Source organism: Achromobacter sp. UBA4530 (genome assembly GCF_002388205.1).
Classification (GTDB): Bacteria; Pseudomonadota; Gammaproteobacteria; order Burkholderiales; family Burkholderiaceae_B; genus Achromobacter; species Achromobacter animicus.
The window spans coordinates 178,016-203,710 of sequence record NZ_DGMA01000031.1 but is presented as its reverse complement, the minus strand read 5'-3'; the positions used below and the strand labels follow the sequence as shown (position 1 = coordinate 203,710).

Here is a 25,695-nt window from a genome sequence, read left to right as displayed (position 1 = left end):
CGCCGGGGCTATCCCTGCACCACACACTGCTGCTTGCGCTGTCCGTCCCGATCAGTTCGGGAACACCTTGATCTGATCGCTCTTCAATACATCAGGCGTCAGGCTCTTTTCGATCCACGCCATCGACGTATCCGTCACCCCGGGCGTGACCAGTTCAGCCGGCACGATGGTGATGTCGGCCAGGACCTTGAACGGGTATTTGTCGCTCTTCTTGGTCACGCCGAACAGCTGCGCTTCCAACGCCTGGCCATCAGCCCGGTGCATCTTCACTTCGCGGCCATAGCCCTTGAAGGTCACGTCGTGCATGGCGGCGGCCACCTGTTCAGGCGTCGGCCAGTTGCCGCCGTTGTCCTTGATGGCCTTTTCGTAGCCGGCCTTCAGGCCATTGATGCCTTGCACCATGTGATAGACCGAGTAGATCGGATAGGCGCCCGTCTTGTCGTGGAATTTCTTCACGAAGGCCTGGTGCTTGGGATCGTCCTTGGTTTCCGGATGCAAGAAGTAATGGTCGCCACGCGCGCCGACCAGGACGCCTTCCGGCAGGGCGTTGCCCAGGCGCTCCAGCGAGCTTTCGGCCAGCGACAGCACGAAGGTGGAGTTCTTGAACAGGTTGCGCTGCGAGGCCTGGCGCACAAAGTTGTCCAGGTCGCCGCCCCACGACGTCGAGACGATCACATCCGGGCGCAGCGCCTGCAGGCGGCTGATTTCGGTAGAGAAGTCGGCGGCGCCGAACTTCGGGAACATCTCGGCGACGACCTTGACGTCGGGTTTGAACTTCTTGAGCGCGGCCAGGAAGATGTCACGCGAATCGCGGCCCCAGGCGTAGTCCTGGTTGACGATGGCGATGGTCTTGAAGTCGGGCTTCACCTTCATCAGGTAGAGCACCTGCGCGACCATCTCGGTGGTGGCGTTGGCCTGCGTGCGCACGACGTACTTGTATTTCTTGCCTTCCAGCGCCTTTTCCGTGCCGCAGTCCCACAGCACGTTCAGCACTTTCAGGTCCTCGGCCACGGGCGCGACGATGTTGCAGTGGCCGCTGGAAATGGCCGACAGCATCACGCGCGTGCCGCCTTCGGCCAGGCGCCGGTATTCGGACAGCAGCTTCTCGCCGCCGCCGCCTTCGTCGATGTAGCTGGGCACGATCTTCACGCCGTCGATGCCGCCGTTGGCGTTGATCTCTTCGATCAGGATGTCGGCCGCGTCGCGGGCCGGCACACCGAACACGGACGCCGAGCCCGACAGGAAGGTCGAGATGCCGACGTTCAATTCCTTGGGCTTGTCGGCGGCGATGGCCAGCGTGGCCAGGCCCGACAGCAGGGTAGCGCCCAAGAGGGCCGCCAGTCTTGAGGTCTTCATGGTGTTGTCTCCAGTGTTGTTGATCGGGTCTGTGCCCTTAGAAAACGATGGCGTCGCGCAGGCTGCCGCCGGTGGCGAGGTGATCGAACCCCTCGTTGATCTGGTCCAGCGAAAACGATTGGCCCATCATCCGGTCCACCGGCAGGCGGCCGGCCTTGTACAGGTCGATGTAGCGGCTGATGTCGATGGCGGGCACGCCCGAGCCCAGGTAGCTGCCCCGGATCTCGCGCTCTTCGCCCACCATCTGCGACAGCGACAGCGGGAAGCTGAACTTGGGGTTGGGCAGGCCGGACGTCACCGTGGCGCCGCCCCGGCGCGTGAGCTTGTAGGCGGTCTCGAAGGCCGGCACCGCGCCCGCCATGTCGAAGCCAAAGTCCACGCGGCCGCCGGCCAGATCCATGAGGTCGTCGTCCGACTTGATCTGCTTCGGGTTGACGAGGTGCGTGGCGCCCAGCTCCTTGGCCAGCGCCAGCTTCTCGTCGCTAAGGTCGATGGCGACCACGCGGCGCGCGCCCGCGGCAACGGCGGCCAGCAGCGCGCTCAGGCCCACGCCGCCCAGCCCCACGATCGCGGCCGTGTCGCCCATCTTGATGCGCGCACGGTTGATGACGGCGCCGGCGCCGGTCAGCACGGCGCAGCCGAACAACGCGGCCTCGCGGTGGGACAGTTCGACGTTCACCTTGACGCACGAGCGCCGCGACACCACGGCGTATTCCGCAAAGCAGGACACGCCGGTGTGATGGTTGATGTATTCGTCGCCGATGTGCAGGCGGCGCTCGCCGCCGAGCAGCGTGCCCTTCGTGTTGGCGACGGCGCCGGGCTCGCACAAGGCGGGCCGGCCTTCCATGCAGGGATTGCAGCAGCCGCAGCTGGGCACGAACACCATGGCAACGTGGTCGCCGGCCTTCAGGTCCGAGACGCCCGGCCCGGTTTCCACGACTTCGCCGGATGACTCATGGCCCAGCACGATCGGCACGCCGCGCGGCCGGTCGCCGTTGATGACCGACAGGTCCGAATGGCACAGCCCGGCCGCACGGATTCTGACCAGCACCTCGCCGAACCCCGGCGGGTCCAGTTCAATATCCGCGATGGTCAGGGGCCGGGTCTGCGCGTACGGTCCTTCGACCCCCACTTGCCGCAATAACGCCGCTTTGATTTTCATGCGTCTTCATCCACAGAAGTGATCCGGACCGCGGGCGGTCGCGGCATCCGGCATGCCGCGACCCCGCGGCAAGCCGGCGTCCAAACCTATACCGTGCGTCCGCCGTCGACGGGAAATTCCACGCCGGTGATGAACTCGGCTGCATCGCTGGCCAGGAACAGCGCGGCCGCGGCCACGTCGGACGGCTGGCAGAAACGGCCCAGCGGTATGGTCGACACAAATTTCGCGCGGTTCTCAGGCGTGTCGGGCAGGCCCATGAAGAGTTCGAACATGCCGGTCACGCCCATGACCGGGCAGATGGCGTTGACGCGGATGCCCTCTCCGCCCAGTTCCACGGCCATCGACTTGGACAGCACGTTGACCGCGCCCTTGGACGCGTTGTACCAACTGAGGCCCGGACGCGGACGGATGCCGGCCGTCGACCCGATGTTCAGGATCACGCCGCGCTTTTGCTTGCGCATAACGGGCACGACGGCCTGGGCCATGTGATAGATCGACTTCACGTTGATGTCGAACATGCGATCGAACGTGGCCTCGTCCACGTCCAGCATCGGCTGGTTCTTGTGGGTGATGGCGGCGTTGTTGACCACGATGTCCACGGCACCGAATTTGTCGAGCGCGGCGCGCACCACGTTGTCGATGTCGGCGCGGCTGGACACGTCGGCCTTCACCGCCAGCGCGGCATCGCCGACTTCCGCAGCCACGCGGTCGGCGGCCTCTTTATTGATGTCCGCGATCACGACCTTGGCGCCTTCCTTGGCGTACAGCTTGACGATGCCCTCGCCGAAACCGTTGCCCCCGCCCGTGACGATCGCAACCTTGCCTTGCAACTGGCTCATTTTTTGTCTCCGTATGATGCGCGGCGATCACTCGCCATAGAACTGAATCAGGGTCTTGGTCGTGCTCATCTCTTCCAGCGCGATGAAGCCTTTTTCCCGGCCGTGGCCGCTTTTCTTGACGCCGCCAAAGGGCAGCTCGACACCGCCGCCCGCGCCGAAGCCGTTGATGTAGACCTGGCCGCACTTGATGCCGCGCGCCACGCGCTGCTGGCGTCCGCCGTTCTCGGTCCAGACCGCGCCCAACAGGCCGTAGTCGGTGGCGTTGGCAAGCCGGATGGCCTCCGCCTCGTCGGCGAACGGCAGCGCGACCAGCACCGGCCCGAAGATCTCCTGCGTCAGCAGGTCGCTGTCATGGCTGGTGGCGGCAAAAAGCGTGGGTTTGACGAAGAAGCCGCCCTGCGGAACTCCGTCGGCGATGCCGCCTTCGGCCGCGACCTGCAGGCCTTCGGATAGGCCCTTGGCGATGTAGCGGTTGACGCGGTCGTACTGCGCCTTGTTGACGACGGGGCCGCAGGTCAGGTCCATGTCCGGCGTGCCCGCGCGCACCTTGGAAAACTCCTCGCCCAGCGCCTTCATGAAGTCGTCGTAGATGCCCTTTTGCACCAGCAGCCGGCTGCCCGCGGTGCAGGTCTGGCCGGTGTTGTGGACGATGCCCTTGACGATGGCCGGAATGGCGAGCTTGTAGTTGGCGTCGTCAAAAACGATGTGCGCCGACTTGCCGCCCAGCTCCAGCACGCACTTGACCGCATTGAGCGCGGCGGCCTGCTGGACCAGCACGCCGACTTCGTTGGAGCCGGTGAAGGTGATGAAGTTGATGCCGGGATGGCGCGACAGCGCGGCGCCGGCCTCTTCGCCCAGGCCCGAGACGATGTTCAGCGCGCCCGGCGGAAAGCCCACTTCCAGCGCCAGTTCGGCCACGCGGATGATAGACAGGCAGGCGTCTTCGGCGGGTTTGACGACCGCGGCGTTGCCCATGGCCAGCGCCGGCGCCACGCTGCGGCCGAACATCTGCGCGGGGTAATTCCACGGAATGATGTGCGCGGTGACGCCCAGCGGTTCGCGGATGAGCTGCACCGAATAGTCTTTCTGGAACGGGATGGTCTGGCCGTGCACCTTATCCGCCGCGCCGCCGTAGAACTCGAAGTAGCGGGCCAGCACGGTGATGTCGCCGCGCGCGGTGGACATGGGCTTGCCGGTATCGCGCGATTCCAGCTGCGCCAGTTCCTCGTGGTGCGCCAGCACGCTTTCGCCCAGGCGCATCAGCAGCCGTCCGCGTTCCAGCGCCGTCATGTCGCCCCATTCGCCTTCCAGCGCGTCGCGCGCGGCCTGCACCGCCGCGTTCACGTCGGCTTGCTGGCCACGCGGGATGGTCGTGAACACCTGGCCGTCTACGGGGGAAACGACCTCGATCGTGCGCCCGTCCTGGGCGTCGACCTGGCGGCCGCCGATAATCATCTGCGTCATGGGAATGTCTCCGTGGGGTATCAGTTCAGCGTGATCGAGCCGCGCTCGATCGTCCATATCTGGTCGGGGATGTCGCCCAGCAGCTTCACGTTGGATTCCGTGATGACCACGCACAGGTCGGGCTGCATTTCCTTCAGGCGACCCAGCGCCTCGGTGTAATCGCGCGCCAGCTTGGGCGCGAGCCCCTGGAAGGGTTCATCCAGCATCAAAAGCCGCGTGCCGACCATGACGGCGCGCGCCAGCGCCACCATCTTGCCCTGCCCGCCCGACAGCGCGGAGCCGGACCGCTTGAGCATGGGTTCCAGCTGCGGCACCACCTTCAGCACGGTGTCCATGCGGGCCTGGATCTCGGCCTTGGACTGGCCCTGCACTTCGCACGGCAGGTGCAGGTTTTCCTCGACGGTCATGGTCGGGAAGATGACGCGGTCTTCGGGCGCGTAGCCCACCTTCATGGCCGCGCGCTTGTGGCCGGGCAGCGACGTGAGGTCGGTGCCGTCGAACGCGATCCTGCCGGAGCGGATGCGCGTCAGGCCCATGATGGTGCGCAAGAGCGTGGTCTTGCCCGCGCCGTTGCGCCCGACGATGCCGATGGTGCGGGACGCTTCGAAGTTGGCGCTGACGTCGCGCAGGATGCGATTGCCCGCCAGGTCGACGTTGATGGCCGATAGATTCAACATGGTTCAGGCCCCCAGCACTTCGCTTCTGATCTGCGGATTGTTCAAGACTTCCTCGGGCGAGCCGTCGGCGGCCACCTTACCGGCGATCCACGCCGCCACGCGGGTGGCGTAGCGCGACACGATGTCCACATCGTGCTCGACGAACCAGCTCGTCACGCGGCGCTCGTCCAGCGCGTGCATCACGGTCTCCATCAGCGCGAACTTGTCTTCCGACGCGACGCCGCTGGTGGGCTCGTCCATGATCAGCAGCTTGGGCTGCAATGCGAGCGCCATCGCCACGTCCAGCAGCTTGCGCTTGCCTTCGGGCAGCTCGATGCAGGCTTCATCGGCATCGGGCAAGAGACCCACCAGGTCCAGCGTGGCGTCCACCTCGCGCGCGTCGATGGTGCTTTCCAGCGACCGGAACCAGCTCAGTTCCTTGTTGCGGCGCGCGGCCGCGATCTGCACGCACTGGCGCACGGTGTGCTCGGTGAACAGCTGCGGCAGCTGGAACGAACGACCCATGCCCAGCCGCACGATCTTGCGCGGGGCCATGGCGGTGACGTCCTTGCCGTCGAAATAGACCTTGCCCTTGGCGGGCGTCAGGTACCCCGTGCAGATATTGATGAAGGTGGTCTTGCCCGCGCCGTTCTGGCCGATCACCGCCAGGCGTTCGCCTTCGTGCAGCTCGAAGTTGATGTTGTCGGCGGCCACCACGCCGCCGAAGGCCAGGTACAGGTCGGTGGTTTGAATCAGGGGTTTCATGTCAATTCCTTGCCGCGACCTGCACGGGCGCCTGCGCGCGCCGCTGCGCACGTTCACGCGATTTGATGCGCTTGGTGATCTGGCCCACGAAGCCCGTGGGGAACATGAAGATGACCAGGATCAGCGTGAGGCCCAACAGGAACTGCCAGAGACCGGGGAAGTAGGCGGCGGACACGAGCTTCACGGATTCGAAGCCCACGGCGCCCAGGAAAGCGCCGGCCGCGTGGCCCGCCCCGCCCAGGATGGTGATGAAGACGAATTCGCCCGAGCGCAGCCACGAGCCGATTTCCGGCGTGACCAGCCCCTGCATCAGCGCAAGGATCGCGCCCGAAAAGCCCACCACCACCGCCGACAGCAGATAGCCCTTCCACATGATGAAGTACGCGGAAAATCCCAGGTATTCGATGCGCGTTTCGTTAGTCTTGATGGCCGACAGCGCCTGGCCGCTGCCCGAGCGGAAGTAACGCTGCACCCACCACGCCAGCACCAGCGACAGGACCAGCGTCAGCACCAGCAACGCGCGTTCGAAGGATTCGCGCTCCATCACGATGCCGGCCATGGTCGGGCGCACGATGCGCATGCCGTCGGAGCCGCCGGTCAGCGTGTAGAGCTTGCCCAGCAGCGCGAACAGCACCATGCTGAGCGCCAGGTTCAACATGCCGAAGAAGATGCCGCGGTAACGCACCACGAACAGGCCAATGACGACGGCGGCGACAAAACTGGCGACGACGCCGGCCAGGATCAGGACCAGCGCATCCAGGCCGGGCATGGCTTTGGCCAGGAACGCCACGGTGTACGCCGAGATGCAGGCAAACATGGCGTGGCCGAACGAGATCTGGCCGGCGCGCGCCATCACCGACACGCCCAGCGCGGCAATCGCGTAGGTCAGGCCGATGACGATGGGCGTGATGGTCCAGGAATAGGTGTAGCCAAGAAACAGCGTGAACAACGCGGCCAGCAGGCTGAGGACAGGGACTTTCATCAGATCGTCCTCGCTTGAGCAACGGTGAACAGGCCGTGCGGGCGGATGATCAGCACCAGCACCATGATGATGTAGGGCACGGCGACTTCCAGCTCCGGCGCCGCATACACGGCGATGGCGCGGATGATGCCGATGAGCAGCGCGGCGATCAGCGCGCCGGTGATCTGGCCAAGGCCCGCGGTGGCAACAACGGCAAACGATAGCACCGTCATGTCCGTGCCCGCCCCCGGCACCAGCGAGGTCGTGGGCGAAGCCAGCGCGCCGCCCAGCGCGCCCAGGATGGTCGCGATCACGAAGGTGACGTAGCCGATCTTCTTGGCGTTGATGCCGAGCGACGTGGCGACCTCGCGGTGGTGCGTGGTGGCCACTGTTTGTTTGCCGAGCTTGGTGTGGCGCAGGAAGAACTCCAGGCACACGTAGGCCAGCAGCGCCGTGGCGGGGACCACGACAAGCTGATATGTCGTGTAAGTGATGTCGCCGATCTCGATGTTGCCCAGCCGGTTGACGACTTCGCTGGCGCTATAGGGTTGCGCACCCCACAGCATGCGCTGGATGTCTTCCAGCATCAGGAAGGCGCCGAAGGTGAGCAGCAGCTTGAGGATGGGATCGTAGTTCTGGGCGCGGCGGATCAGGACGAATTCCATGATGCTGCCCAGCAGCAGCCCGACGGCGATGGCCGCCACGAACAGCGCCGCGAAAAGAAGAATGGGGGAGTCGGTCTTGGGCGCCACGAACATGACGAGGCTGGCCGCGGCATAGCCGCCAAAGGCGTAGAACGCGCCGTGGGCAACGTTCAGTATCCCCATCACACCGAACACCAGGGTTAACCCCATCGACACCAGGAATAGCAGACTGGCGTATGCCACGCCGTCCACCAAGGCGAGAGGCAGTAGATCCAAGGTCAAGCGTCTTCTCCCAATACGCTGAGCACGGACGCGACGAACCGTCAGGATCGCGCGGCCTGCGGGCTTGCGCCCCGGGCGCGCCCGGCGCGCCCTTGTCTCGTTGTCAACCTTTCCGTGCTGTCCTGCGCAGGCTGCGCAAGACGCTGGAAGGCACTTTTATGGCTGGCTTACAGGCCCGCCCCGCAACGGCTTGGGCCGGTCCGCCGTCCTATGTTTGCGAAGTATAGGTAGGGGTTCATCGGCGACCTATTTATCTTTGTGCAAGGCGGGTTTAACAAGCGATGGAGTGGCGGCTGACGCCCCCACCGCCGCCAGCGGCGCCCGGGTTTGATAGTCCGGGATAATCCGGATCTGCGCCTCATCCGGCAGGCGTACATAACGGCCTAATCCATCCGGCGCCAGCGCGCCGACATCCAGCGTTGCCAAGGACGCGCCCGCGGCATCGCGCACGTCGATGCGCAGTTGCGGCGGCGCAAGGCCATAAGTTTCTCCGTCCTGCGGGGTCAGCGTGCGGTCGCTGCGGGTCTGCGAGAACAGCGCGATGAAGTCGGCCACATCAAAGCCTGCTGCGGCGCCCGATGGCGTGGCGGTCCAGCCCTGCGGGCCGCGCGCCAATCGAACCGATCCGTCGGGACCCGCCAGCGTCACCAGCGCAGCCATGCCGGGTTCCCAGGCGTAAAGCCGCGCGGGCTTGCCGCGATCGTCGTGCAGATGCGTGTGGCCGTCGTGATGCGCCGGCGATTCGGCGGCCTCGTGCCATTGCCACGCCGACAGCACAATGCCTGCCGCCAGCAGCGCCGACCACAGCGCCGCGCGCGCGTTCACCGCTTCCTCCACCACAGCAGCAGTCCCGTCAGCAGCGCAAGCAGCGGCAAGGCCACCGTGCTCGTCCAGAACACCGCGCGCATCTGACGGTTGGTCAGTTCCACACGGCGGTTTTCGTAATGCCGGGGCCGAATGGTCAACAGCGCGTCCTCGCCCGCCAGCAGGGTGACGGCGTTGGTGAACAGCGCGCCGTTGCCCAGCGTGGCGAAATGCCGATTGATGGCGAAATCGCTGTCGCCCGCAACCAGCAGCGTGGGATGCGCGGCACCGTCCGCGTTGGCCGCCTGCGCGTTGCGCGTGGCCAGCGCCATCAGCGTGTAGCGCGAGGGCGGCTGGCCGGGCACCTGGGCATCGGCAGAGGTCTGAGCCAGCGGCGTCACCACCACGCCGGGGGGCAAGGCGTCGCCCGCCGGTTCCAGGCCGGCCGCACCCGGAAAGAAACTGAGCGGCAAGCCGCGCGTCATCTTGTGGCGCGTGTAGTCGCTGACGGCCGGACTGCCCGGATCGTTGCGATAGTGGCTGCCCGCGTCGGCCAGCGCGCCCGGCGCCAGCGCGATGCCGAAGTCCGACAACAGGCCGTCCAGGCCGTGCCGCGTGTCGGGCTCCAGCAGCAACAGCGTCTTGCCGCCCGCGCCGGTCCAGCGGCGCAGCGCCTGGGCGTCGTCCTCGCCAAACGGCGTACGCGGGCCGGCAGCCACCACGACGGCGCAGCGCGGCAACGCCTGCGCCAGAGTGCCCGCGCCCACCGCGCGCGTCGAAAAGCCCAGCGTCTGCAAGGCGTTGCGCGCCATCGCCATGCCGTGCTGCTCATGCACCTCGACACGCGCCACCAGGTTCTCGTCGTGGTCGTGGTCTTCCAGGTCGTCCAGCGACGTCAGGCTGTCCAGCGGCGCTTCGCGATGGCCCTGCGTGAAGCAGACCGTCTGCGCGCCGTTCTGGCTGATGCGGATGATCGCGTTGGTGAAGTCGGTTTCGGTGCCGCCGTTGATGGTGGTGCGACGCTCGCCCGAGGCCAGCACCGCGCTGCCCGCGAACTGGATGCCGGCGGCGCGCGCCTCGGCCGGGCGCAGCGCCGGGTCGACGCCGCGCACGCGGATCAGCGGGTTCTCGCGTTCGTACTGGCGCAGCAGTTCCAGCGCGTCGACCATGCTCTTGTTGCGCAGGTCGTAGAACCACGTCACCTCGACCGGCCGACGCACCTGCCGCGCGACTTCCAGGCTTTCAGGGGCCAGGCTGTACACGCGCTGCGCGGTCAGATCGATACGGCCCAGATGCCGCGACGCCCACAGGTTCAGCGCCAGCAGCAGCGCGGCCACGGCCAGCACCGGCAGCCACAGCGACAGCCGCCGCCCGGCGCGGCGCACGGCGGGGCTCATCGCAGCCTCCAGCGCTTCAGGTTGACGGCGGCCACCATCAGCGCCAGCACGGCCACGCTGGCCAGCGTGACGGTGGCGGGTCCGGGCAGCACGCCCCGGATGAAGTCCACGTGCTGCGCCGACAGCGACAGGGCCTGGAAGAAAGGCGACAGCGCCGGAAACGCATCCAGCGCCGCCGGATAGTCGATGAACCACAACAGCACGAGGATGCCCCACGTGGCGCTGGCGGCCACGATCTGGTTTGAGCAGGCGCTGGACACGGCAATGCCGATCGCCAGGAACAGCGCGCCGTACAGGAACACGCCGATGTACCCGCCCACGATGGGACCGTAGTCCGGTTGGCCGTACCAGGCCAGCGGCAGCACCGCCGACATCGTGCCGGCCAGCATCAGCGCCAGCATGGTCAGCCCGGCCGCAAACTTGGCCGCGACCAGCGTGAAGTCCGACAGCGGCAGCGTCAGCAGCAGCTCCAGCGTGCCCTGCCGCGCCTCTTCGGCAAAGGCGCGCATGCTGACCAGCGGCATCACCAGCATCAGCAGGATGGTCATGTTGTGAAACGCCGTCACCATCTGCCCGGTGCTGACGAAGAACAGGTTGAAGCTGAACAGATAGCCCGACAAAGCCCAGAACACCGCCACGACGGCCAGCGCCACGGGCGAGCCGAAGTCGGTGCGCAGTTCCTTGCGGTATAACGCCGCGAAACCCTTCATGCGCGTCTCCGTAACGGGGGATCGTTGGGCGCCAGCGCCGCCAGCAGGCGGGCTTCGACCGCTTCCTGCGCGGGGAGCACGGCGCGCAGTTCCGCGTGCGCCAGCGCGGTGCGCATGACCGCGTCGCAGGCGGCTGCGTTGGTCGCGTTGTTGGCGGCGTTTGTAGTCGCACTGGCGATCTTGTGGCCGGTCACGCTTGCACCCGGGGCGTCCCACGTGACGCGCCACTTGCTGGTGCCGGCATCCAGCAGCGTGATGTCCACAGCCTTCACGCCGGGGCACGCGGACAACGCCGCGTGCAATGCGGCATGCCCGGCGGCGGGCAACGCCAGCAGCAATTGCAGCGCCGACCGCGATTCGCCCAGCGGCTGGTCCTCGACCAACCGGCCCTGCCGCAGGATCGCAATGCGCGAGCACAGCGCCTCGACTTCCTGCATCAGGTGGCTGCTGAACACCACCGCGCGGCCTTCGGCGCAGCGGCGGATCATCGCGCGCGCTTCCACGATCTGCACGGGATCCAGGCCGTTGGTGGCTTCGTCCAGCAGCAGGACGGGCGGGTCGTTCAGCACGGCCTGCGCCAGCCCCACGCGCTGACGCTGCCCCTTGGACAGACGTCCGATCACCGAGCGCGCCACGCCCTGCAGATCGAAGCCGTCGATGGCGCGTTCGATGGCCAGGCGCCGCGCGCTGGCGCCGCCCTGCACTTTGACGCCCGCGCCGAACTCCAGATATTGCGTGACGGTCAGCGCGTCATAGAGCGGCGCGCGTTCGGGCAGATAGCCGATGTCGGCGTTGCCGCGGCCCGGCGCGGGCTCACGCCCGCGGATCGTGATGCGCCCGCTGTCGGGCGTGTAAAAGCCCGCCATCAGGCGCAGCGTGGTGGTCTTGCCGCTGCCGTTCGGACCCAGCAGGCCCAGGATCTCCCCCGGCCTGACGGACAGGCTGAGGGATTCCAGAACCTGGCGGGATCCGAACGACTTGCAGACCTGGTGCAAGGCGACGGCGGGCTCCATGGCGCGCCTTTTAGTCGAACACTTTGGTCTTGGCGTTCTGCGCGTGCTGCTCCGCGTCGTGGCTGTACCAGAGCTGGCCCTGGCGCGCGTCGCGGATCTGCTTTAGACGGTCGATGGCCTGCATGGACGCCGCCGTGTTCCAGGTGATGCCGGGAATGACGCCGGCCTCGTTTTCACCCGTGTAGATGGCATCGGCCGCCAGCAGCACGACGCCGGTCTTGGGCAGCTTGACCTGCAGCGACTGGTGGCCTTGCGTGTGGCCCTTGGTGTCCAGCAGCACGATGGTGCCGTCGCCGAACAGGTCGAAGTCGCCCTCGACCTGGATGAAGTCGTAGTCCCGCGTGGTGTCGAAGTCCTTCATGACGTAGGCCGCGCGCTGGAATTTCTCGGGCCACCAGGCGGCGCGCAGCTCGGCCTTCTGCACCACGTGCTTGGCCTTGGGGAACATCTTGATGTTGCCGGCGTGATCCAGATGGAAGTGCGAGTACACGACGTATTTCACGTCGCTAACGTCAAAGCCGGCGGCCTTGAGCTGGCGGTCGATGACCTCGTCGCGGCCCTGGATGGAATTGAACGCGCCGCACAGACCCTGGCCCCAATAATTGGCGCAATTGCCGTCGGCCGTGGCCTGGTTCATGCCGGTGTCGAACAGCACCAGGCCGCGCGGGTGCTGGATCACGTAGGCCGGCACCGGAATCTTGATCTTGGTGCCCACGTCGACCATCGCGGTCATGAAACCCTTGTCCAGCTCGATCTTGCCCACCGACAGCTGCATCAGCTTCACGTCCACCGGCGGCGCGTCGGCAGCATGTGCCCATCCGCCCGCCATGACCGCCACCGCCCCAACCATTGCCTTCCAGCTCTTGCTCATTGTTGTCTCCTCGGACCAACAGGGGTAAGCCGCAGCCCGGACGGCGCGGCCGATCAGCAAGCTCCCGGTGTGTCCCGGGTTCACATCGTCGACAGGGTGTTTTTTTCCGTGCGAAGGCGCCTTGCGGCGGGCCGCGATATCCATGCGCGCGGCCGGAAACGGCATCTGGCGGCCGTTTTCTCTGTTGCGCACTCTGACGCAGCCCGGTTTGGCTGCCAATTAAGGATTTGTGAAGCTGGGCTTCGCGGCGCGCGAAGTGGGGGGAACCCTAGTGATCCGGGCGGTCCGGCATGGCTACGCGCCGTATCGCGCCTGCAACTCGGCGAACGACGCCAGTTCCCCTGCCAGCGCGCTCGCCATGACCGTTGGCGGACTGGCAAGCCACACGCTGCCGGGGCCGGATCGGCCCGGAAAATTCCGGTTGATGGCGCTGATCGTCACCTGAGACGCCTCGGTGGACGACCCCGGCCCGCAGTTCGCACACGCGCCGCACGACGGCTGCAGGATGCGCGCGCCCACGGCGGCAAAGGTCTTGTCGTACCCCTGCGCCACGCAGTAGTCGCGCACGGCCGTGGTGCCGTACTGCAGATACAGCGTCACGCCGTCCGGCAGCCGCAATCCACGCGCCACCGCCCACGCCAGCACCTGATGGTAGTAGTCGAAATCCTCGCGCTTGCCGGCGGTACAGGAGCCGCCATACGCAATGTCGATGCGCGGCCGCGCGGTCAGGGTGGACAGCGGCACGCCATTGCCCGGATCGCCGGGCGCCGCCACCAGCGGCGACAACGCCGCGCAGTCCACGCGCAGGACGGCGGCGTAGTCGGCGCCTGGATCGCTGCGCATCCACGCTTCGATGGCGGCATCCACGCCGCGGCGTTCGCGCAGAAAGCGCGCCGTCTCGGCATCGGGTGCGACGATGCCCGTCAGTCCGCCCAGTTCAGCGGTCATGTTGGTCAGCGTGGCCCGCTCGTCGATGGACAGGCTGGCGATGGCCTCGCCGGCAAACTCGAACACCTTGCCCACGCCGGCGCCCGCGCGGATTTCAGGCAGGGCCAGCAGGTGCAGCACTATGTCCTTGGCGGTAACGCCGGGCGCAGGCGCACCGTCCAGTTCGATGCGCAGCGAGGCCGGCAGCGTCAACCGCACCGCGCCCGTGACGAACGCGTTCGCCATGTCGGTGGTGCCCACACCAAAGGCCACGCATCCCAACGCGCCGCTGTGCGGCGTGTGCGAGTCGGTGCCCACAACGACCTGCCCCGGCAGCGCGTAGTGTTCAGCCATCATGGCGTGCGAGATGCCGGCCACGTTGGCGCCGGTGTCGCGCGCGGCCTCGGCCTCGGTCAGCGTACGGTGCTGGCGCAGGCCGTAGGCGTCGGCGAAGTCGCGCTGCGCCTGGCACATGGCGCGCACGTTGGGCACGATGCCCGCGCGCACGTGGTTGGGGCTTTCCTCGACGTAGGAGGTGTGGTCCTCGAACACCACGATGCGTTCGGGGTCCACCAATCGCAGGGGCCGGCCACACCGCGCATGCAGCATATGGGCGGCCATGCCGGAGTAGTACTCATGGATGAAGCGCCAGTCCGCGCGCAGGAAGACGCCGTCGCCCTGCTGCGGGTTGGCCGCGGTCGCAGCGGTCCTCAAGAGATGGCGCCGGACGATCTTCTCGAAGAGCGTGAGCGGCGGCCCGACAGAAGGCGCGGCCGAATCGGCGGTGGAATCACTGACACCCGACACGCCAGCTTGCGGCGCGCCAGTTCCCGGACCGTCCTCCTCCAGACGTTCACCCGCCGCCGACACATCCCGCAACTGCGCCTGCCCGAAAGCCAGCAGCCCGCCCGCCCTTACAATCGCCGCCGCCAGCGCGTCGCGCCCCGCCACGATCTCATCGACCGTGATGCGCTCGCCCCCTTGCAGGCGCGCCACCAGCCCCATGTCGGTGCTGGTGTAGAGCCCGATGTTGTCGGCGTTCTGGCGGTAGATGCGCTCGAAGCTCTCGGCAATCACCAGCCGCACGCCGGCAGACTTCTCGGCCATCGGACTGTGCTCGCGCGACGAGCCCTTGCCGTACCGCTTGCCCGCGACGACGACGTTGATGCCGGCGTGCCGGATGGCATCGATGCCAATGGGCTGGGTGTCGCCCGCCCGAAAACCCGTGTACGGATACCGGCCCAGCTTCTCGTCGAAGTGGGTCAGGATCGGTACGGGTGTGATCTCGTCGGTGGAGATGTCGTCGCGCAGCGGCGCGGCCTGGGGCGGCGTCAGCGCCGCGCCGCCCAGTTGCGCGGTCACGCGCGACGGATCCTGCGTCAGAAACAGCAGGCGGGCCGGGGCGTCGAGTACAGATACGGCAGTCATGGCAATCCGGTCATTCGATGGTGACGCCCGCCGCCTTGACGAGCGTCTGGCTCTTGGTGATCTCGGCGGCCAGCGTCTGCGCCGCCTGTTCCGCCGTGGTGCCCTGCGACACAAAGCCCTGCGGCGACAGCGCCTTGAGCACCGCCGGCTCCTGCATGGTCTTGTGCGTGGCGGCTTGCAGCTTTTGCACGATATCGGCGGGCAGCCCGGCCGGTCCGATCAGCGAGATCCAGGCATCGTACGAATAGCCCTTCACGCCGGCTTCATCCAAGGTGGGCACGTTGGGCAGGATGGCCAGGCGCTCGGGCGTGCTGACCGCCAATGCGCGCAGCTTGCCCGCCTGCACCTGCGCCAGCACGGACGGCGTGGCCAGGAAGGCGACCTGGATCTGTCCCGCCATGACGTCGGTGATCAGCGCGTTGCCGCCCTTGTACGGGATATGCATCATGTCCACGCCCGCCTTGGACTTGAGCAGCTCGCCAGCCAGGTGCAGCACGCTGCCCGTGCCGGACGAGCCGTAATTGATCTTGCCCGGCTGCGCGCGGGCGGCCTTCAGCAGGTCGTCCATCGTCCTGTACGGCGAGTTCTCCGCCACCACGACCACCAGCGGCGTCGTGCCGATGACGGAAATCGGCGTGATGTCCTTGACCGTGTCGTAGGGCAGGCTTTTGTACAGGCTGGGGTTGATGGCGTGGTTGGACGACACGATGCCCAGGGTGTAGCCGTCGGGCTTGGCCGACACGAGTTGACGCGTGCCCGGAATGCCGGCCGCGCCGGCCAGGTTTTCCACGATCATCGGCTGGGCCAGCGTCTTGCCCAGGTTGTCGGCCACGACGCGCGCCACCACGTCGGCGGTCGAGCCGGGCGACGTGGGCACGATCAGGCGGATGGGATGGTCCGGGTAGCCGGCGGCGGATGCGGCAGGCGCCGCGCCAAGGACGCCAAGCGCGAGCGCACAGCTCGCGAGCAATCTGGTGGGGGTCATGATGTCTCCGTATAGGACGCAGCGGGGTCTGGATGCCCCGTACCGGCGATGAACGCGCTTTGACTATACGAAGACGGCCGCCAACCGCGAAGTGTCATATCGGCAGCCCCGCCATCGCGAATGGCGACGGCGGGTTCCGGCGACGGGTTCCGACGACGGGAGGCGCCGCCGCCGGCCGTCAGCCCTGCTGCGCCAAAAACCTGACCAGTTTGCTGGCGGTCGCCGACAACTGCGCCTGGTTCGGAAACACGATGCAAAGCTGGCGACGTGCCCACGCATCGGAAAGGGGACGCACCACCACGTCCAGCGCCTGCAGATACAGCTCCGCGACCTGCTGCGGCATCACGGCAATGCCCAGACCGGCGTGTGTCATCCTGCACAGCGCGTCCAGGCTGGCCACGCGGATCTTCACCGACAACGTCTTGCCCAGCGCCGCGGCCCGTGCCGCCAGCAGCTGCGTCAACGCGCTGTTCTCGCGCAGGCCGACGAAGGTCTCGTCGGCAATGTCCTGCAGGCTGAGCTGGCGCGCAGACGCCTTGGGATGATTGGACGGCAGCATGACGGCAAGGCGGTCGCGGCGGTAAGGCAGCTGTTCCAGCCCATCGGCGCCCGCAATCTGGTTGCAGATCCCGAAGTCGGCCGCCCGCTCGCGCACCAGACGCAGCACATCCGGGCTGTGCTGCTCTTCGAGGTCGATGTCCACATCGGGAAACAGGCGCTGAAACGCCGCCACGTCCTCCGGCAGGAACTGCACGATGGCCGACAGGTTGGCCACCACCCGCACGTGCCCTTTCACGCCCTCATAGAAACGCGACAGCTCCGCCCCCATCGCCTCGACGTCGCCGATGATCTGGCGCGCGTGGCGCAGGACGGTCTGCCCGGCGGGCGTCACCGAGACGCCGCGGGTGTGCCGGGCGATCAGCGGCAGGCCGATCAGCGCTTCCATGTCGGCGATGCGCCGGCTGACGGCGGAAGGCGCAATGAACTCGCGCTCGGCCGCCCGCGCGATGCTGTTCTCCTGGCAGACCGCCACAAAGAGGCGCAGCGAAGTCAGGTCGAGTTTGCGAAGGATGCTTTCCATGGCGGATCCAGCGGGCGGCGGGGACCGGCCCCCGCATTGACGGGGGATCGTACACCACGCTCCCGCAGCGCCAGCATGGCCGGGCGGCCCAGGTCGCGGGGCCAGGTCGTCTCGCCAGCGCGGTCAGGCCGCAGCTGCGCGCGGTCGACCCGTCCGCCAGCTCAGGCCGCCAGCCGCGCTTTGCCTGCGCGATACCGCTCCCACAACGCCGCCTGTTTGCCGCGCGCCTGCTCCACGCTCTTTTCCTTCACATGCCCATACCCCCGGATCGCATCCGGCACGTTGGCCAGTTCCAGCGCCGCGTCGCGGTTGCCGTCGTCCAGCGTACGGGCGAACTCCTCGGCCAGCGCCAGATAATCCGCCGCAAGCTGACGCTCCATGCGGCGCTCGGCCGTCCTGCCGAATACGTCCAGCCACGTGCCGCGCACGCGCTTCATCGGCGCGAGCAATCGGAACGCCGTTTCCATCCACGCCCCATACGCGCGCTTCTGAGGACGGCCCCGCGCGTCGCGGCGCGCCAACGCCGGCGGCGCCAGGTAGTAGCGCAGCGTGTAGTCGCGGCCCGGCTCGCCTTCGAACTGCGCGCGCAGCCGGTCCTTGAACGCGGGGTCGGCATGCAGACGCGCCACCTCGTACTCGTCCTTGTAGGTCATGAGCTTGGCCAGATTGCGGGCCACGGCGCGCGTGACCTCGTGACGCTTGTCGCCCAGCGTGGCTTCGCGGGTGCGCACCGCCGCCACGGCCGCCAGATAGCGCTGCGCGTACGCGTCGTCCTGGTAATCGCGCACGTGCGCCGCCAGCCGGTTCACCAGCGCATCCAGGGTTTCAGGCAGCGCCACCACCCGCTCGGCCGCCGCCGGGCGCAGCGCGTCGGCGCCGCGATGCGCGGCCTGACGGCCCAGTTCGAAGGCGGCCAGGTTCTTGTCCACCGACACGCCGTTGATCTCGATCGCGCGGCGCAGGCTATCTAGCGACAGCGGCAGGCCGCCCTTCTGCCACGCATAGCCCAACAGCAGCGGATTGGCGTAGATGCTGTCGCCCAGCAGCGCTTCGGCCAGCGGGCCGGCCTCCAGGAAGTCGACATGTCCGCCGGTGCTCTGCGTCAACGCGGCCTGCGCCTGCGCGCCCGGAAAACGCCAGGCCGGCTGCGACAGGAACGCGGCCGTCGGCGCGGCGCTGCTGTTGACCACCGCGCGGCCATGATCGGGCCGCAGGCGCGACAGCACCTCGGGCGACGCCGACACCAGCGCATCGCAACCGATGACCAGATCGGCCTCGCCCAGCGCGACGCGGGTGGCGTGCAGGTCTTCGGGCCGGTTGGCCAGCTGCACGTGGCTGAGCACGGCCCCGCCCTTCTGCGCCAGCCCGGCCATGTCCAGCACGGTCACGCCCTTGCCCTCGATGTGCGCGGCCGCGCCGATCAGCGCGCCGACCGTCACCACACCCGTGCCGCCCACGCCCGCGACCACCACGCGATACGCGGCGCCCGGCGCGATATCGGCGCGCTCGGGCAGCGGGGCCTCGGGCAGCGCGGGCGCGCCGCCCTGCTTGCCGGGCTTGCGCGGCACCGCGCCTTCGGCCGTCACGAAGCTGGGGCAGAAGCCCTCGACGCACGAGAAGTCCTTGTTGCACGACGACTGGTTGATGCGCCGCTTCGTGCCCAGCGGCGTATCCAGCGGTTCGACCGACAGGCAGTTCGACTGCACCGAGCAATCGCCGCAGCCTTCGCAGACCGCTTCGTTGATGAAGGCGCGCTTGGCCGGGTCGGGATAGTCCCCGCGCTTGCGGCGGCGGCGTTTCTCGGTCGCGCAGGTCTGGTCGTAGATCAGCACGGTGGCGCCGTCGATGTCGCGCAGCGCGCGCTGCACGTCGTCCAGCGCCTTGCGGTGGTGGACCTCGATGCCGGCCGGCAAGGTCAACGCGCCGGTGTATTTATCGGGCTCGTCCGTCACCACCACCGTCTTGACGATGCCTTCGGCCAGCATCTGCGCCGCGATCTGCGGCACGGTCAGCACGCCGTCCACGGGCTGCCCGCCCGTCATGGCGACGGCGTCGTTGTAGAGAATCTTGTAGGTGATGCGCGCACGCGCCGCGATGGCCGCGCGGATGGCCAGCAGGCCCGAATGAAAATACGTGCCGTCGCCCAGGTTGGCGAAGATGTGGCGCTCGGACGTGAAGTCCTTCTGGCCCAGCCACGCCACGCCCTCCCCCCCCATCTGGCTGAAGGTGTCGGTATTGCGGTCCATCCACATCGCCATGTAGTGGCAGCCGATGCCGGCGACCGCGCGCGACCCTTCCGGCACGCGGGTCGACGTGTTGTGCGGACAACCGGAACAGAACCAGGGCTTGCGCTCTTCGACCAGCGTGGGGCGGCTGGCCTCGCGTTCTTTCGCGTCGATCACGGCCAGGCGCGCCGCGATGCGGGCGCGCAGCGCGTCGGACAGATCGGCTTTTTCGAGGCGCGCGGCGATGGCGCGGGCAATCAGCGCGGGCGACAGCTCATAGCGCGCCGGCAGCAGCCATCCGCCGCGCGGCGTGGACCATTCGCCGCCGCCGTTCTCGCGTTCGTCGAACTTGCCGAACACGCGCGGCCGCACGTCGTCGCGCCAGTTGTAGAGTTCTTCCTTCAGCGCGTATTCCAGGATCTGGCGCTTTTCCTCGACGACCAGAATTTCCTTGAGCCCGGTGGCGAACTCGCGCGCGTCCTGCGCGTCCAGCGGCCAGATGCAGCCCACCTTCAGCACTCGGATGCCGGCCTGCGCACAGGCCGCCTCGTCCAGCCCCAGGTCGTTCAGCGCCTGTCGTACGTCCAGATACGCCTTGCCGGCCGTCATGATGCCGAAGTGGGCATTGGGCGAATCCAGCACCACGCGGTTCAGCTTGTTGGCGCGCACATAGGCCAGCGCCGCGTACCACTTGTGGTCCAGCAGCCGCGCCTCCTGCGCCAGCGGCGAATCGGGCCAGCGGATGTTCAAACCGCCCGGCGGCATGCCGTCTTCGGGCAGCACGATCTGCACGCGCGACGGGTCCACGTCGACCGAGGCGCTGGATTCCACCACATCCGTCACGCACTTCATTGCCACCCACAGACCGGTGTGCCGGCTCATGGCCCAGCCGTGCAGGCCGTAATCCAGGTACTCCTGCACGTTGGAGGGGTACAGCACCGGAATGCCGCTGGCGATCAGCACGTGTTCCGACTGGTGCGCCACCGACGACGACTTGGCGGCGTGGTCGTCGCCCGCCAGCATCAGGACCCCGCCGTGCGCGGACGTGCCGGCCGAATTGGCGTGCTTGAGCACGTCCACCGACCTGTCCACACCCGGCCCCTTGCCGTACCACATGCCAAAGACGCCATCGCGCTGCGCGCCGGGAAACAGATTGAGCTGCTGCGATCCCCAGACTGCAGTCGCCGCCAGATCTTCGTTCAGGCCGGGCTGAAACACCACGTCGTTCGCCTTCAGATGGCGCTTGGCCTTCCACAGCGCCTGGTCCAGACCGCCCAGCGGCGAGCCCCGGTAACCGGACACATAGCCCGCCGTGTTCAGGCCGGCCTGCTGGTCGCGCTGCTTCTGCATCAACGGCAGGCGCACCAGCGCCTGCGTGCCGCTCAGGTAGACGCGGCCGGTGGGCTGCGCGTATTTGTCGTCCAGCGACAGGCCATGGGTATCGGCCACGCCGGGGGGTAGAGGGGCGTTCATCGGGGTTGTCTCCTGCAATCTGTGGTGCGGGCATTTACGTGTTTTCCGCAGTGTAGGAAGGCGCGCAGCCATCGTATATTCATATATTCAACTAGCTGGTATGTGAAAAACACATGGCTAATGAAGTCACGCTTCGCCAACTCCGGTACTTCGCCGCCGCCGCCCGCACCGGGCGGTTTTCCATGGCGGCGGCCGACGAACATGTGTCCCAATCGGCGGTCACCAATGCCGTGCTGGCGCTGGAGGCGCAACTGGGCGTGCGCCTGTTCGACCGACACGCGCACGGGGTGACGCTGACGCCCGAGGGCCACAACTTCCACCAGCGCGCGCGCGACGTGCTCGATTCGCTGGATGACGCACTGCGCGAGCCGGGGTTTCAGCGCTATGCGCTGCGCGGCTCGGTGCGCATCGCTGCCTCGTATACGGTGCTGGGGTACTTTCTGCCCGATTTACTGGCGCGCTTTCGGCGGCGCTATCCCGACGTGGTGCTGGACCTGGTCGACCTGGACCGCCCCGAGATCGAACAGGCCGTAGCCAGCGGCGACGTGGAGCTGGGCGTGGCGCTGCTGTCCAACATCGACAAACGCGAGCGCTTTGGCCATCACGTGCTGGTGCGATCGCGGCGCCAGTTGTGGACGGCGGCGGGCCACCCGCTGACGCAGGCGGCCGCGCCCGCGCTGGCCGACATTGCGCGCTATCCGTACATCCTGCTGGAAATGGACGAAGGCGAACGTTCCACGCTGGGTTATTGGCGCAGCCACGGCCTGCAGCCGGACATTGCCTTCAGGACGCGGTCGATGGAAGCGCTGCGGGGGCTGGTCGCGCATGGCTTTGGCATCACGATGCTGTCCGACATGGTCTACCGCCCCTGGTCGCTTGAAGGCCGCAAGATCGAAGCGGTGCCCATCACCGACGCCGTGCCGCCGATGGAAGCCGGTCTGTTGTGGCATCCGCGCGCGGCCATGGCCAAGCCGGCCGAGGCCTTCCGGCAATTCATGATCTATGCGTGCGGGGGGTGACGCCGGCCCGCAGCCCGGCTGACCGCTTTCCGCCTACACCAGCACCGCGCCCTTGCGGCGCGTGAACTGCGCCAGCGACCGCAGCGCCAGCGCGTGCATCGCAGCCACCGACGGCAGCAGCGTCTCTTCCTTGCGTGTCAGCACGCCGACGATGCGCTCGACCACGGGCTCCACCAGCGGCACGAAAGCCAGCCCGCTGCCCGCCGCGGGCCGCGCCAGCACCGGCAGCACCGTCACGCCCAGGCCGCCTACCACGCTGGCCAACAGCGACGCGCGGTTGGACACCACGATCGCCGGGTCGTCGATGCCGCTGCCCAGTTGACGGTTCTTCAGCGTTTCGAAGGTGGCGTTGCCGATCAGGCGTTCGTCGGCCAGCGCCGCCCACGTCACCGGACCGCGCCGCCGTGCGAGCGGGTGGGTTTTCTTGCAGACCAGCCCGAACGCATCGCGCGCCACCGGGGTGAAGGCCACCTCGGCGGTGCGCGGGGATTGTCCAGCCACGCCCACCTGCACTTCCCCTGACAGCACCAGCCGGTGCACCTCGGGCGACGTTTCGTCCAGTGCGCGGATGCGGACATCGGGATGGCTGCGCGCATAGCGTTCCAGCAGACGGGGCAGCCATTCGTCGGCCAGCGATGGCATGACGGCCAGCGCCACGGGCCCCTGGCTGCCCATGCCGAACTGCCGCGCCGCATCCAGCACGCGGTCATGCGTGGCCAGCAGCTCGCGGAACAGTGGCGCCACCGCCTGGCCCAGCGCCGTCAGCTGGGCGCGCTTGCCGGGTTCGAAGAGCGGCGCGCCCAACTGCTGCTCCAAGTCCTGCATGGCGGCGGACACGGCCGCCTGCGACCGGAACGTGCCCTGCGCGGCGACACGAAAACTGCCGTGGTCGGCGGCCATCAGGAACTGGCGCAGGTGCTGGATTTTCAGGGAAGTGGGCATGACGGACGCCGGGCCAAATTCGGATTTTCTGAAGTTAGCTCACGTTAATTTGGATTGTCAAAAACGCGCTTCGAGCCGAACAATGGACTCGTCATTCATCCCCCAGCTTTCGGAGCAGCGCGTATGTCACTGCAAGTGCGCAAGGTAGTCAGTTACGTCGAGAAAACCCTCATCGAAGGCGGCCGCGCAGCCGAACGCCCGCTGGTGATGATCGTGGCCGCCGCCGTGATCCGCAATCCGTGGGCCGGCCTGCCGTTCCAGGAAGACCTGCGGCCCGGCATCCTGGAAGCCGCGCCGCCGCTGGGCGAACTCTTGGTCAGCGAGATCCTGCGCCAGGCCGGATCGGCGGACAACATCGAGGCCTACGGCAAGGCCGCCGTGGTGGGCACCGCTGGCGAGGTCGAACACGCGTCCGCGCTGATCCACACGCTGCGCTTCGGCAACTTCTACCGCAACGCGGTGGGCGGCACCAGCTATCTCAGCTTCACCAACATGCGCGGCGGTCCCGGCTGCGTGATCTCGGTGCCGCTGATGCACAAGCTGGACGAAGGCCTGCGCTCGCACTACCTGACGGTGCAGACCACCATCAACGACGCGCCGGCGCCGGACGAGATCGTGATCGCGCTGGGCGCGGCCACCTCAGGCCGTCCGCATCACCGCATCGGCAACCGCTATTCGGACCTGAAGAAACTGGAACAGGAAGCGCAGGAGGCGCGTGCAAAATGAATACCCAACGGCGGCGCGCCGGCCGCGGCGAACCTTTGGTCCTGCTGCATGGCGTCGGCCTGGACCACACGCTGTGGGACGATCTGGCGCCTTTGCTGGAGCCGGATTTCGACGTGCTGCGCTATGACCTGCTGGGCCACGGCGCCGCGCCCGCGTTGCGCGGCCAGGCGGACATGCAGGACTTCATTGCGCAACTGGACGCGGAACTGGACGCCGTGGGCTGGCAACAGGCGACCGTGTTGGGTTATTCCATGGGCGGCCTCATCGCGGGCGCCTATGCGGCGGCACGCCCCGATCGCGTCAGCCGGCTGGTGCTGCTGAGCACCGTGTTTCGCCGCACGCAAGAAGAAGCCGCGGCGGTGCGCGCCCGGCTGGCGTCGGCCGCCACGCAGGATCCGCAGGAGGCCGCCAAGGTGTCCTTGACGCGCTGGTTCACCCCGGCATTTCAAGCGGCGCGGCCCGCGCGCGTGGCGCAGATCGAACAGCGCCTGCTGGACAACGACCGCGAGAGCTTCCTGTCCGCCTACGCGCTGTTCGCGCTGGGTGATCCGCTGCTGGCGCAGGCCGCGCCGGACATCGCCTGCCCTGTGCTGGTCATGACGGGCGAGAACGATGTCGGCTCCAACCCGCGCATGACGCGGGAGCTGGCGCGCGCGCTGCCTCGGGCGTGCGCTCGCGTGGCGCCCGAACAGCGTCATATGCTGCCGGTAGAGGAACCCGGCACGGTGGCGGCCGCGCTGCGCAGCTTTGTGTCGGCGCATCCGGCGCAGACGCAATCCACGCAGACGCAAACCACGCTGACGAATTCAACACAAGCGGATTCAACGCAGGCGAACTCGGCGCAACCGAATTCAGCGCCGACGCATTCCGCAAAGGCGTAGCTGACGACACCGCATCAACCGCAATCCCCAGAACCCGAAATCGTCCGCCCTGACAGAGACGATGCGCGACACCCCGCCACGATGCGGGGACGGAGACAAAACACATGGACCGCAGAACCCTCATCAAGACCCTCGCGGCAATGTCGCTCGCCCCGCTGGGCGCCACCGCCACCCGCCTGGCCGTCGCGCGCGAACAGCCCCTGCGCGTGATCGTGCCCTTCCCGCCGGGCGGCGGCACCGACGTGCTGGGCCGCGTCATCGCGGCGTCGCTGGAAGGCGCGCTGGAGCGCTCGGTCATCGTCGAAAACAAACCCGGCGCCAGCGGCATGCTGGGCGCGGACTACACGGCCAATGGCGCCAAGGACGGCAGCATGTTGCTGTTTGCCGGCCTGGTCCCGTCGGTGCGCTACTACGCCCGGCCGCCCGAAGACGTGCTGAAACAGTTGGCCCCCGTCTGCCCCATCGCGCGGTCGCCTTACATGGTGGCGGTCAACAGCGACCTGCCGGCCAAGACGATCGCCGCACTGGTGGCGCAGGCGCGGCGCGAGCCCAAGGGGCTGACCTTCGGCACCCCGGGCAACGCGACACCTCAGCACCTGGCCACCGAGCTGCTGCAGGCCGCGTGCGGCATCGAGATGCTGCACGTGCCGTATCGCGGCACCGGCCCGATGATGACCGACCTGCTGGGCGGCCAGATCCAGGTGGTGGTGGCCACCGTCGCCGCGGTCGAGCCCTACCTGAAGAGCGGCCGCCTGCGCGTGCTGGCCGTGACCAGCCCGCAGCGCCTGCCCAAATACCCGGACATTCCCACCGTTGCCGAAAGCGGCTTTGCGGGATTTTCGGCGCAGATCCAGTTCGGCACTTACTGCGCGGCGGGAACGCCCGAGGCGACGATTGCGGCCTTGAACCAAGGCATCAACCGCGCCCTGAAAACCGAGTCCGTGCACGCCAAGCTGGCTGAGCAAGGTTTCGAGCCTACCGGTGGCACGCCCGCGCAGTTGCTAGACGCGCTGCTGGCAGAGATCCGGGATGTCGCCGGGCTGGTGCAGTCAAGGAAGGTGCGGGTGGATCTGTAGGCGGTAGC

General features: G+C 67.6%; 22 protein-coding genes. 4 read left to right on the top strand and 18 right to left on the bottom strand.

The features are described 5' to 3' along the window. Positions 1-51 precede the first annotated feature (51 nt). The 17 genes from B2W22_RS22075 to B2W22_RS21995 all read right to left on the bottom strand — a co-directional run bounded on the left by B2W22_RS22075 (position 52) and on the right by B2W22_RS21995 (position 21,043). Positions 52-1,356, bottom strand: coding sequence for an ABC transporter substrate-binding protein (locus B2W22_RS22075; protein WP_175122443.1), 1,305 nt, complete (start codon positions 1,354-1,356; stop codon positions 52-54). Positions 1,357-1,393: 37 nt separating this feature from the next. Continuing rightward, positions 1,394-2,518, bottom strand: coding sequence for a zinc-dependent alcohol dehydrogenase family protein (locus B2W22_RS22070; protein WP_175122442.1), 1,125 nt, complete (start codon positions 2,516-2,518; stop codon positions 1,394-1,396). An 86-nt stretch (positions 2,519-2,604) separates the two neighbouring features. Continuing rightward, positions 2,605-3,357, bottom strand: coding sequence for a glucose 1-dehydrogenase (locus tag B2W22_RS22065; RefSeq protein ID WP_175122441.1), 753 nt, complete (start codon positions 3,355-3,357; stop codon positions 2,605-2,607). 27 nt (positions 3,358-3,384) lie between these two features. Continuing rightward, entirely contained in the window at positions 3,385-4,821 is a 1,437-nt protein-coding gene (locus B2W22_RS22060; protein WP_175184707.1) for an aldehyde dehydrogenase family protein, read from the bottom strand. Positions 4,822-4,841: 20 nt separating this feature from the next. Next, positions 4,842-5,498, bottom strand: a complete 657-nt coding sequence (locus B2W22_RS22055) for an ABC transporter ATP-binding protein (protein WP_175122439.1) — start codon at positions 5,496-5,498, stop codon at positions 4,842-4,844. A gap of 3 nt (positions 5,499-5,501) precedes the next feature. Continuing rightward, positions 5,502-6,242, bottom strand: coding sequence for an ABC transporter ATP-binding protein (locus B2W22_RS22050; RefSeq protein ID WP_175122438.1), 741 nt, complete (start codon positions 6,240-6,242; stop codon positions 5,502-5,504). A gap of 1 nt (position 6,243) precedes the next feature. Continuing rightward, the gene (locus B2W22_RS22045) at positions 6,244-7,224 is read right to left on the bottom strand and encodes a branched-chain amino acid ABC transporter permease (RefSeq protein ID WP_175137852.1); all 981 of its coding nucleotides are present in this window, start codon (positions 7,222-7,224) and stop codon (positions 6,244-6,246) included. Beyond that, positions 7,224-8,129: a branched-chain amino acid ABC transporter permease gene (locus tag B2W22_RS22040; RefSeq protein ID WP_175122436.1), complete on the bottom strand. Its 906-nt coding sequence runs from the start codon at positions 8,127-8,129 to the stop codon at positions 7,224-7,226. The genes B2W22_RS22045 and B2W22_RS22040 overlap by 1 nt, the downstream gene beginning before the upstream one ends. 246 nt (positions 8,130-8,375) lie before the next feature. Continuing rightward, on the bottom strand, positions 8,376-8,954 hold the full coding sequence (locus B2W22_RS22035) for a DUF4340 domain-containing protein (protein WP_286939569.1): 579 nt from the start codon (positions 8,952-8,954) through the stop codon (positions 8,376-8,378). Beyond that, the gene (locus tag B2W22_RS22030) at positions 8,951-10,330 is read right to left on the bottom strand and encodes a GldG family protein (RefSeq protein ID WP_286939567.1); all 1,380 of its coding nucleotides are present in this window, start codon (positions 10,328-10,330) and stop codon (positions 8,951-8,953) included. Before B2W22_RS22030 ends, B2W22_RS22035 begins: the two co-directional genes overlap by 4 nt. After that, positions 10,327-11,040 (bottom strand): ABC transporter permease, encoded by a 714-nt coding sequence (locus B2W22_RS22025; RefSeq protein WP_175122433.1) that lies wholly within the window; start codon positions 11,038-11,040, stop codon positions 10,327-10,329. Before B2W22_RS22025 ends, B2W22_RS22030 begins: the two co-directional genes overlap by 4 nt. After that, positions 11,037-12,053, bottom strand: a complete 1,017-nt coding sequence (locus B2W22_RS22020; RefSeq protein WP_286939566.1) for an ABC transporter ATP-binding protein — start codon at positions 12,051-12,053, stop codon at positions 11,037-11,039. The genes B2W22_RS22025 and B2W22_RS22020 overlap by 4 nt, the downstream gene beginning before the upstream one ends. 10 nt (positions 12,054-12,063) lie before the next feature. Beyond that, entirely contained in the window at positions 12,064-12,924 is an 861-nt protein-coding gene (locus B2W22_RS22015) for an N-acyl homoserine lactonase family protein (protein WP_056559238.1), read from the bottom strand. Positions 12,925-13,218: 294 nt separating this feature from the next. After that, positions 13,219-15,279, bottom strand: coding sequence for an aconitase family protein (locus tag B2W22_RS22010; protein WP_286939564.1), 2,061 nt, complete (start codon positions 15,277-15,279; stop codon positions 13,219-13,221). 10 nt (positions 15,280-15,289) lie between these two features. After that, entirely contained in the window at positions 15,290-16,264 is a 975-nt protein-coding gene (locus B2W22_RS22005; protein ID WP_286939563.1) for a Bug family tripartite tricarboxylate transporter substrate binding protein, read from the bottom strand. A gap of 178 nt (positions 16,265-16,442) precedes the next feature. Continuing rightward, a complete protein-coding gene (locus B2W22_RS22000) occupies positions 16,443-17,345 on the bottom strand; it encodes a LysR substrate-binding domain-containing protein (RefSeq protein WP_175122430.1) in 903 nt (300 codons plus the stop codon). Between the two features lie 161 nt (positions 17,346-17,506). Beyond that, complete coding sequence (locus B2W22_RS21995) at positions 17,507-21,043, bottom strand: indolepyruvate ferredoxin oxidoreductase family protein (RefSeq protein WP_286939562.1); 3,537 nt, start codon at positions 21,041-21,043, stop codon at positions 17,507-17,509. Positions 21,044-21,156: 113 nt separating this feature from the next. Here B2W22_RS21995 and B2W22_RS21990 point away from each other — a divergent pair, with 113 nt between their 5' ends. After that, positions 21,157-22,062 carry a LysR family transcriptional regulator gene (locus tag B2W22_RS21990; RefSeq protein ID WP_175184715.1) on the top strand — a complete coding sequence of 302 codons (906 nt, stop codon included), beginning with the start codon at positions 21,157-21,159 and terminating at the stop codon, positions 22,060-22,062. A gap of 33 nt (positions 22,063-22,095) precedes the next feature. On the opposite strand, the gene B2W22_RS21985 is transcribed toward B2W22_RS21990, so the two are convergent. Continuing rightward, entirely contained in the window at positions 22,096-23,004 is a 909-nt protein-coding gene (locus tag B2W22_RS21985; RefSeq protein WP_286939561.1) for a LysR family transcriptional regulator, read from the bottom strand. A gap of 123 nt (positions 23,005-23,127) precedes the next feature. Here B2W22_RS21985 and B2W22_RS21980 point away from each other — a divergent pair, with 123 nt between their 5' ends. The 3 genes from B2W22_RS21980 (at position 23,128) to B2W22_RS21970 (ending at position 25,687) form a co-directional block, all read left to right on the top strand. After that, on the top strand, positions 23,128-23,730 hold the full coding sequence (locus tag B2W22_RS21980; RefSeq protein ID WP_286939560.1) for an amino acid synthesis family protein: 603 nt from the start codon (positions 23,128-23,130) through the stop codon (positions 23,728-23,730). Continuing rightward, positions 23,727-24,611, top strand: a complete 885-nt coding sequence (locus B2W22_RS21975; protein ID WP_286939559.1) for an alpha/beta fold hydrolase — start codon at positions 23,727-23,729, stop codon at positions 24,609-24,611. The genes B2W22_RS21980 and B2W22_RS21975 overlap by 4 nt, the downstream gene beginning before the upstream one ends. 104 nt (positions 24,612-24,715) lie before the next feature. Beyond that, a complete protein-coding gene (locus B2W22_RS21970) occupies positions 24,716-25,687 on the top strand; it encodes a Bug family tripartite tricarboxylate transporter substrate binding protein (protein WP_286939558.1) in 972 nt (323 codons plus the stop codon). Positions 25,688-25,695: the final 8 nt, after the last annotated feature.

Coding starts and splice junctions, on each gene's coding strand:
- B2W22_RS22060 (WP_175184707.1), bottom strand. CDS start 4,821: ATGACGCAGATGATTATCGGCGGCCGCCAGGTCGACGCCCAGGACGGG.
- B2W22_RS21995 (WP_286939562.1), bottom strand. CDS start 21,043: ATGAACGCCCCTCTACCCCCCGGCGTGGCCGATACCCATGGCCTGTCG.
- B2W22_RS22005 (WP_286939563.1), bottom strand. CDS start 16,264: ATGACCCCCACCAGATTGCTCGCGAGCTGTGCGCTCGCGCTTGGCGTC.
- B2W22_RS22015 (WP_056559238.1), bottom strand. CDS start 12,924: ATGAGCAAGAGCTGGAAGGCAATGGTTGGGGCGGTGGCGGTCATGGCG.
- B2W22_RS21970 (WP_286939558.1), top strand. CDS start 24,716: ATGGACCGCAGAACCCTCATCAAGACCCTCGCGGCAATGTCGCTCGCC.
- B2W22_RS22025 (WP_175122433.1), bottom strand. CDS start 11,040: ATGAAGGGTTTCGCGGCGTTATACCGCAAGGAACTGCGCACCGACTTC.
- B2W22_RS22010 (WP_286939564.1), bottom strand. CDS start 15,279: ATGACTGCCGTATCTGTACTCGACGCCCCGGCCCGCCTGCTGTTTCTG.
- B2W22_RS22020 (WP_286939566.1), bottom strand. CDS start 12,053: ATGGAGCCCGCCGTCGCCTTGCACCAGGTCTGCAAGTCGTTCGGATCC.
- B2W22_RS21975 (WP_286939559.1), top strand. CDS start 23,727: ATGAATACCCAACGGCGGCGCGCCGGCCGCGGCGAACCTTTGGTCCTG.
- B2W22_RS22000 (WP_175122430.1), bottom strand. CDS start 17,345: ATGGAAAGCATCCTTCGCAAACTCGACCTGACTTCGCTGCGCCTCTTT.
- B2W22_RS22070 (WP_175122442.1), bottom strand. CDS start 2,518: ATGAAAATCAAAGCGGCGTTATTGCGGCAAGTGGGGGTCGAAGGACCG.
- B2W22_RS22045 (WP_175137852.1), bottom strand. CDS start 7,224: ATGAAAGTCCCTGTCCTCAGCCTGCTGGCCGCGTTGTTCACGCTGTTT.
- B2W22_RS22065 (WP_175122441.1), bottom strand. CDS start 3,357: ATGAGCCAGTTGCAAGGCAAGGTTGCGATCGTCACGGGCGGGGGCAAC.
- B2W22_RS22050 (WP_175122438.1), bottom strand. CDS start 6,242: ATGAAACCCCTGATTCAAACCACCGACCTGTACCTGGCCTTCGGCGGC.
- B2W22_RS21985 (WP_286939561.1), bottom strand. CDS start 23,004: ATGCCCACTTCCCTGAAAATCCAGCACCTGCGCCAGTTCCTGATGGCC.
- B2W22_RS21990 (WP_175184715.1), top strand. CDS start 21,157: ATGGCTAATGAAGTCACGCTTCGCCAACTCCGGTACTTCGCCGCCGCC.
- B2W22_RS22030 (WP_286939567.1), bottom strand. CDS start 10,330: ATGAGCCCCGCCGTGCGCCGCGCCGGGCGGCGGCTGTCGCTGTGGCTG.
- B2W22_RS22055 (WP_175122439.1), bottom strand. CDS start 5,498: ATGTTGAATCTATCGGCCATCAACGTCGACCTGGCGGGCAATCGCATC.
- B2W22_RS22075 (WP_175122443.1), bottom strand. CDS start 1,356: ATGAAGACCTCAAGACTGGCGGCCCTCTTGGGCGCTACCCTGCTGTCG.
- B2W22_RS21980 (WP_286939560.1), top strand. CDS start 23,128: ATGTCACTGCAAGTGCGCAAGGTAGTCAGTTACGTCGAGAAAACCCTC.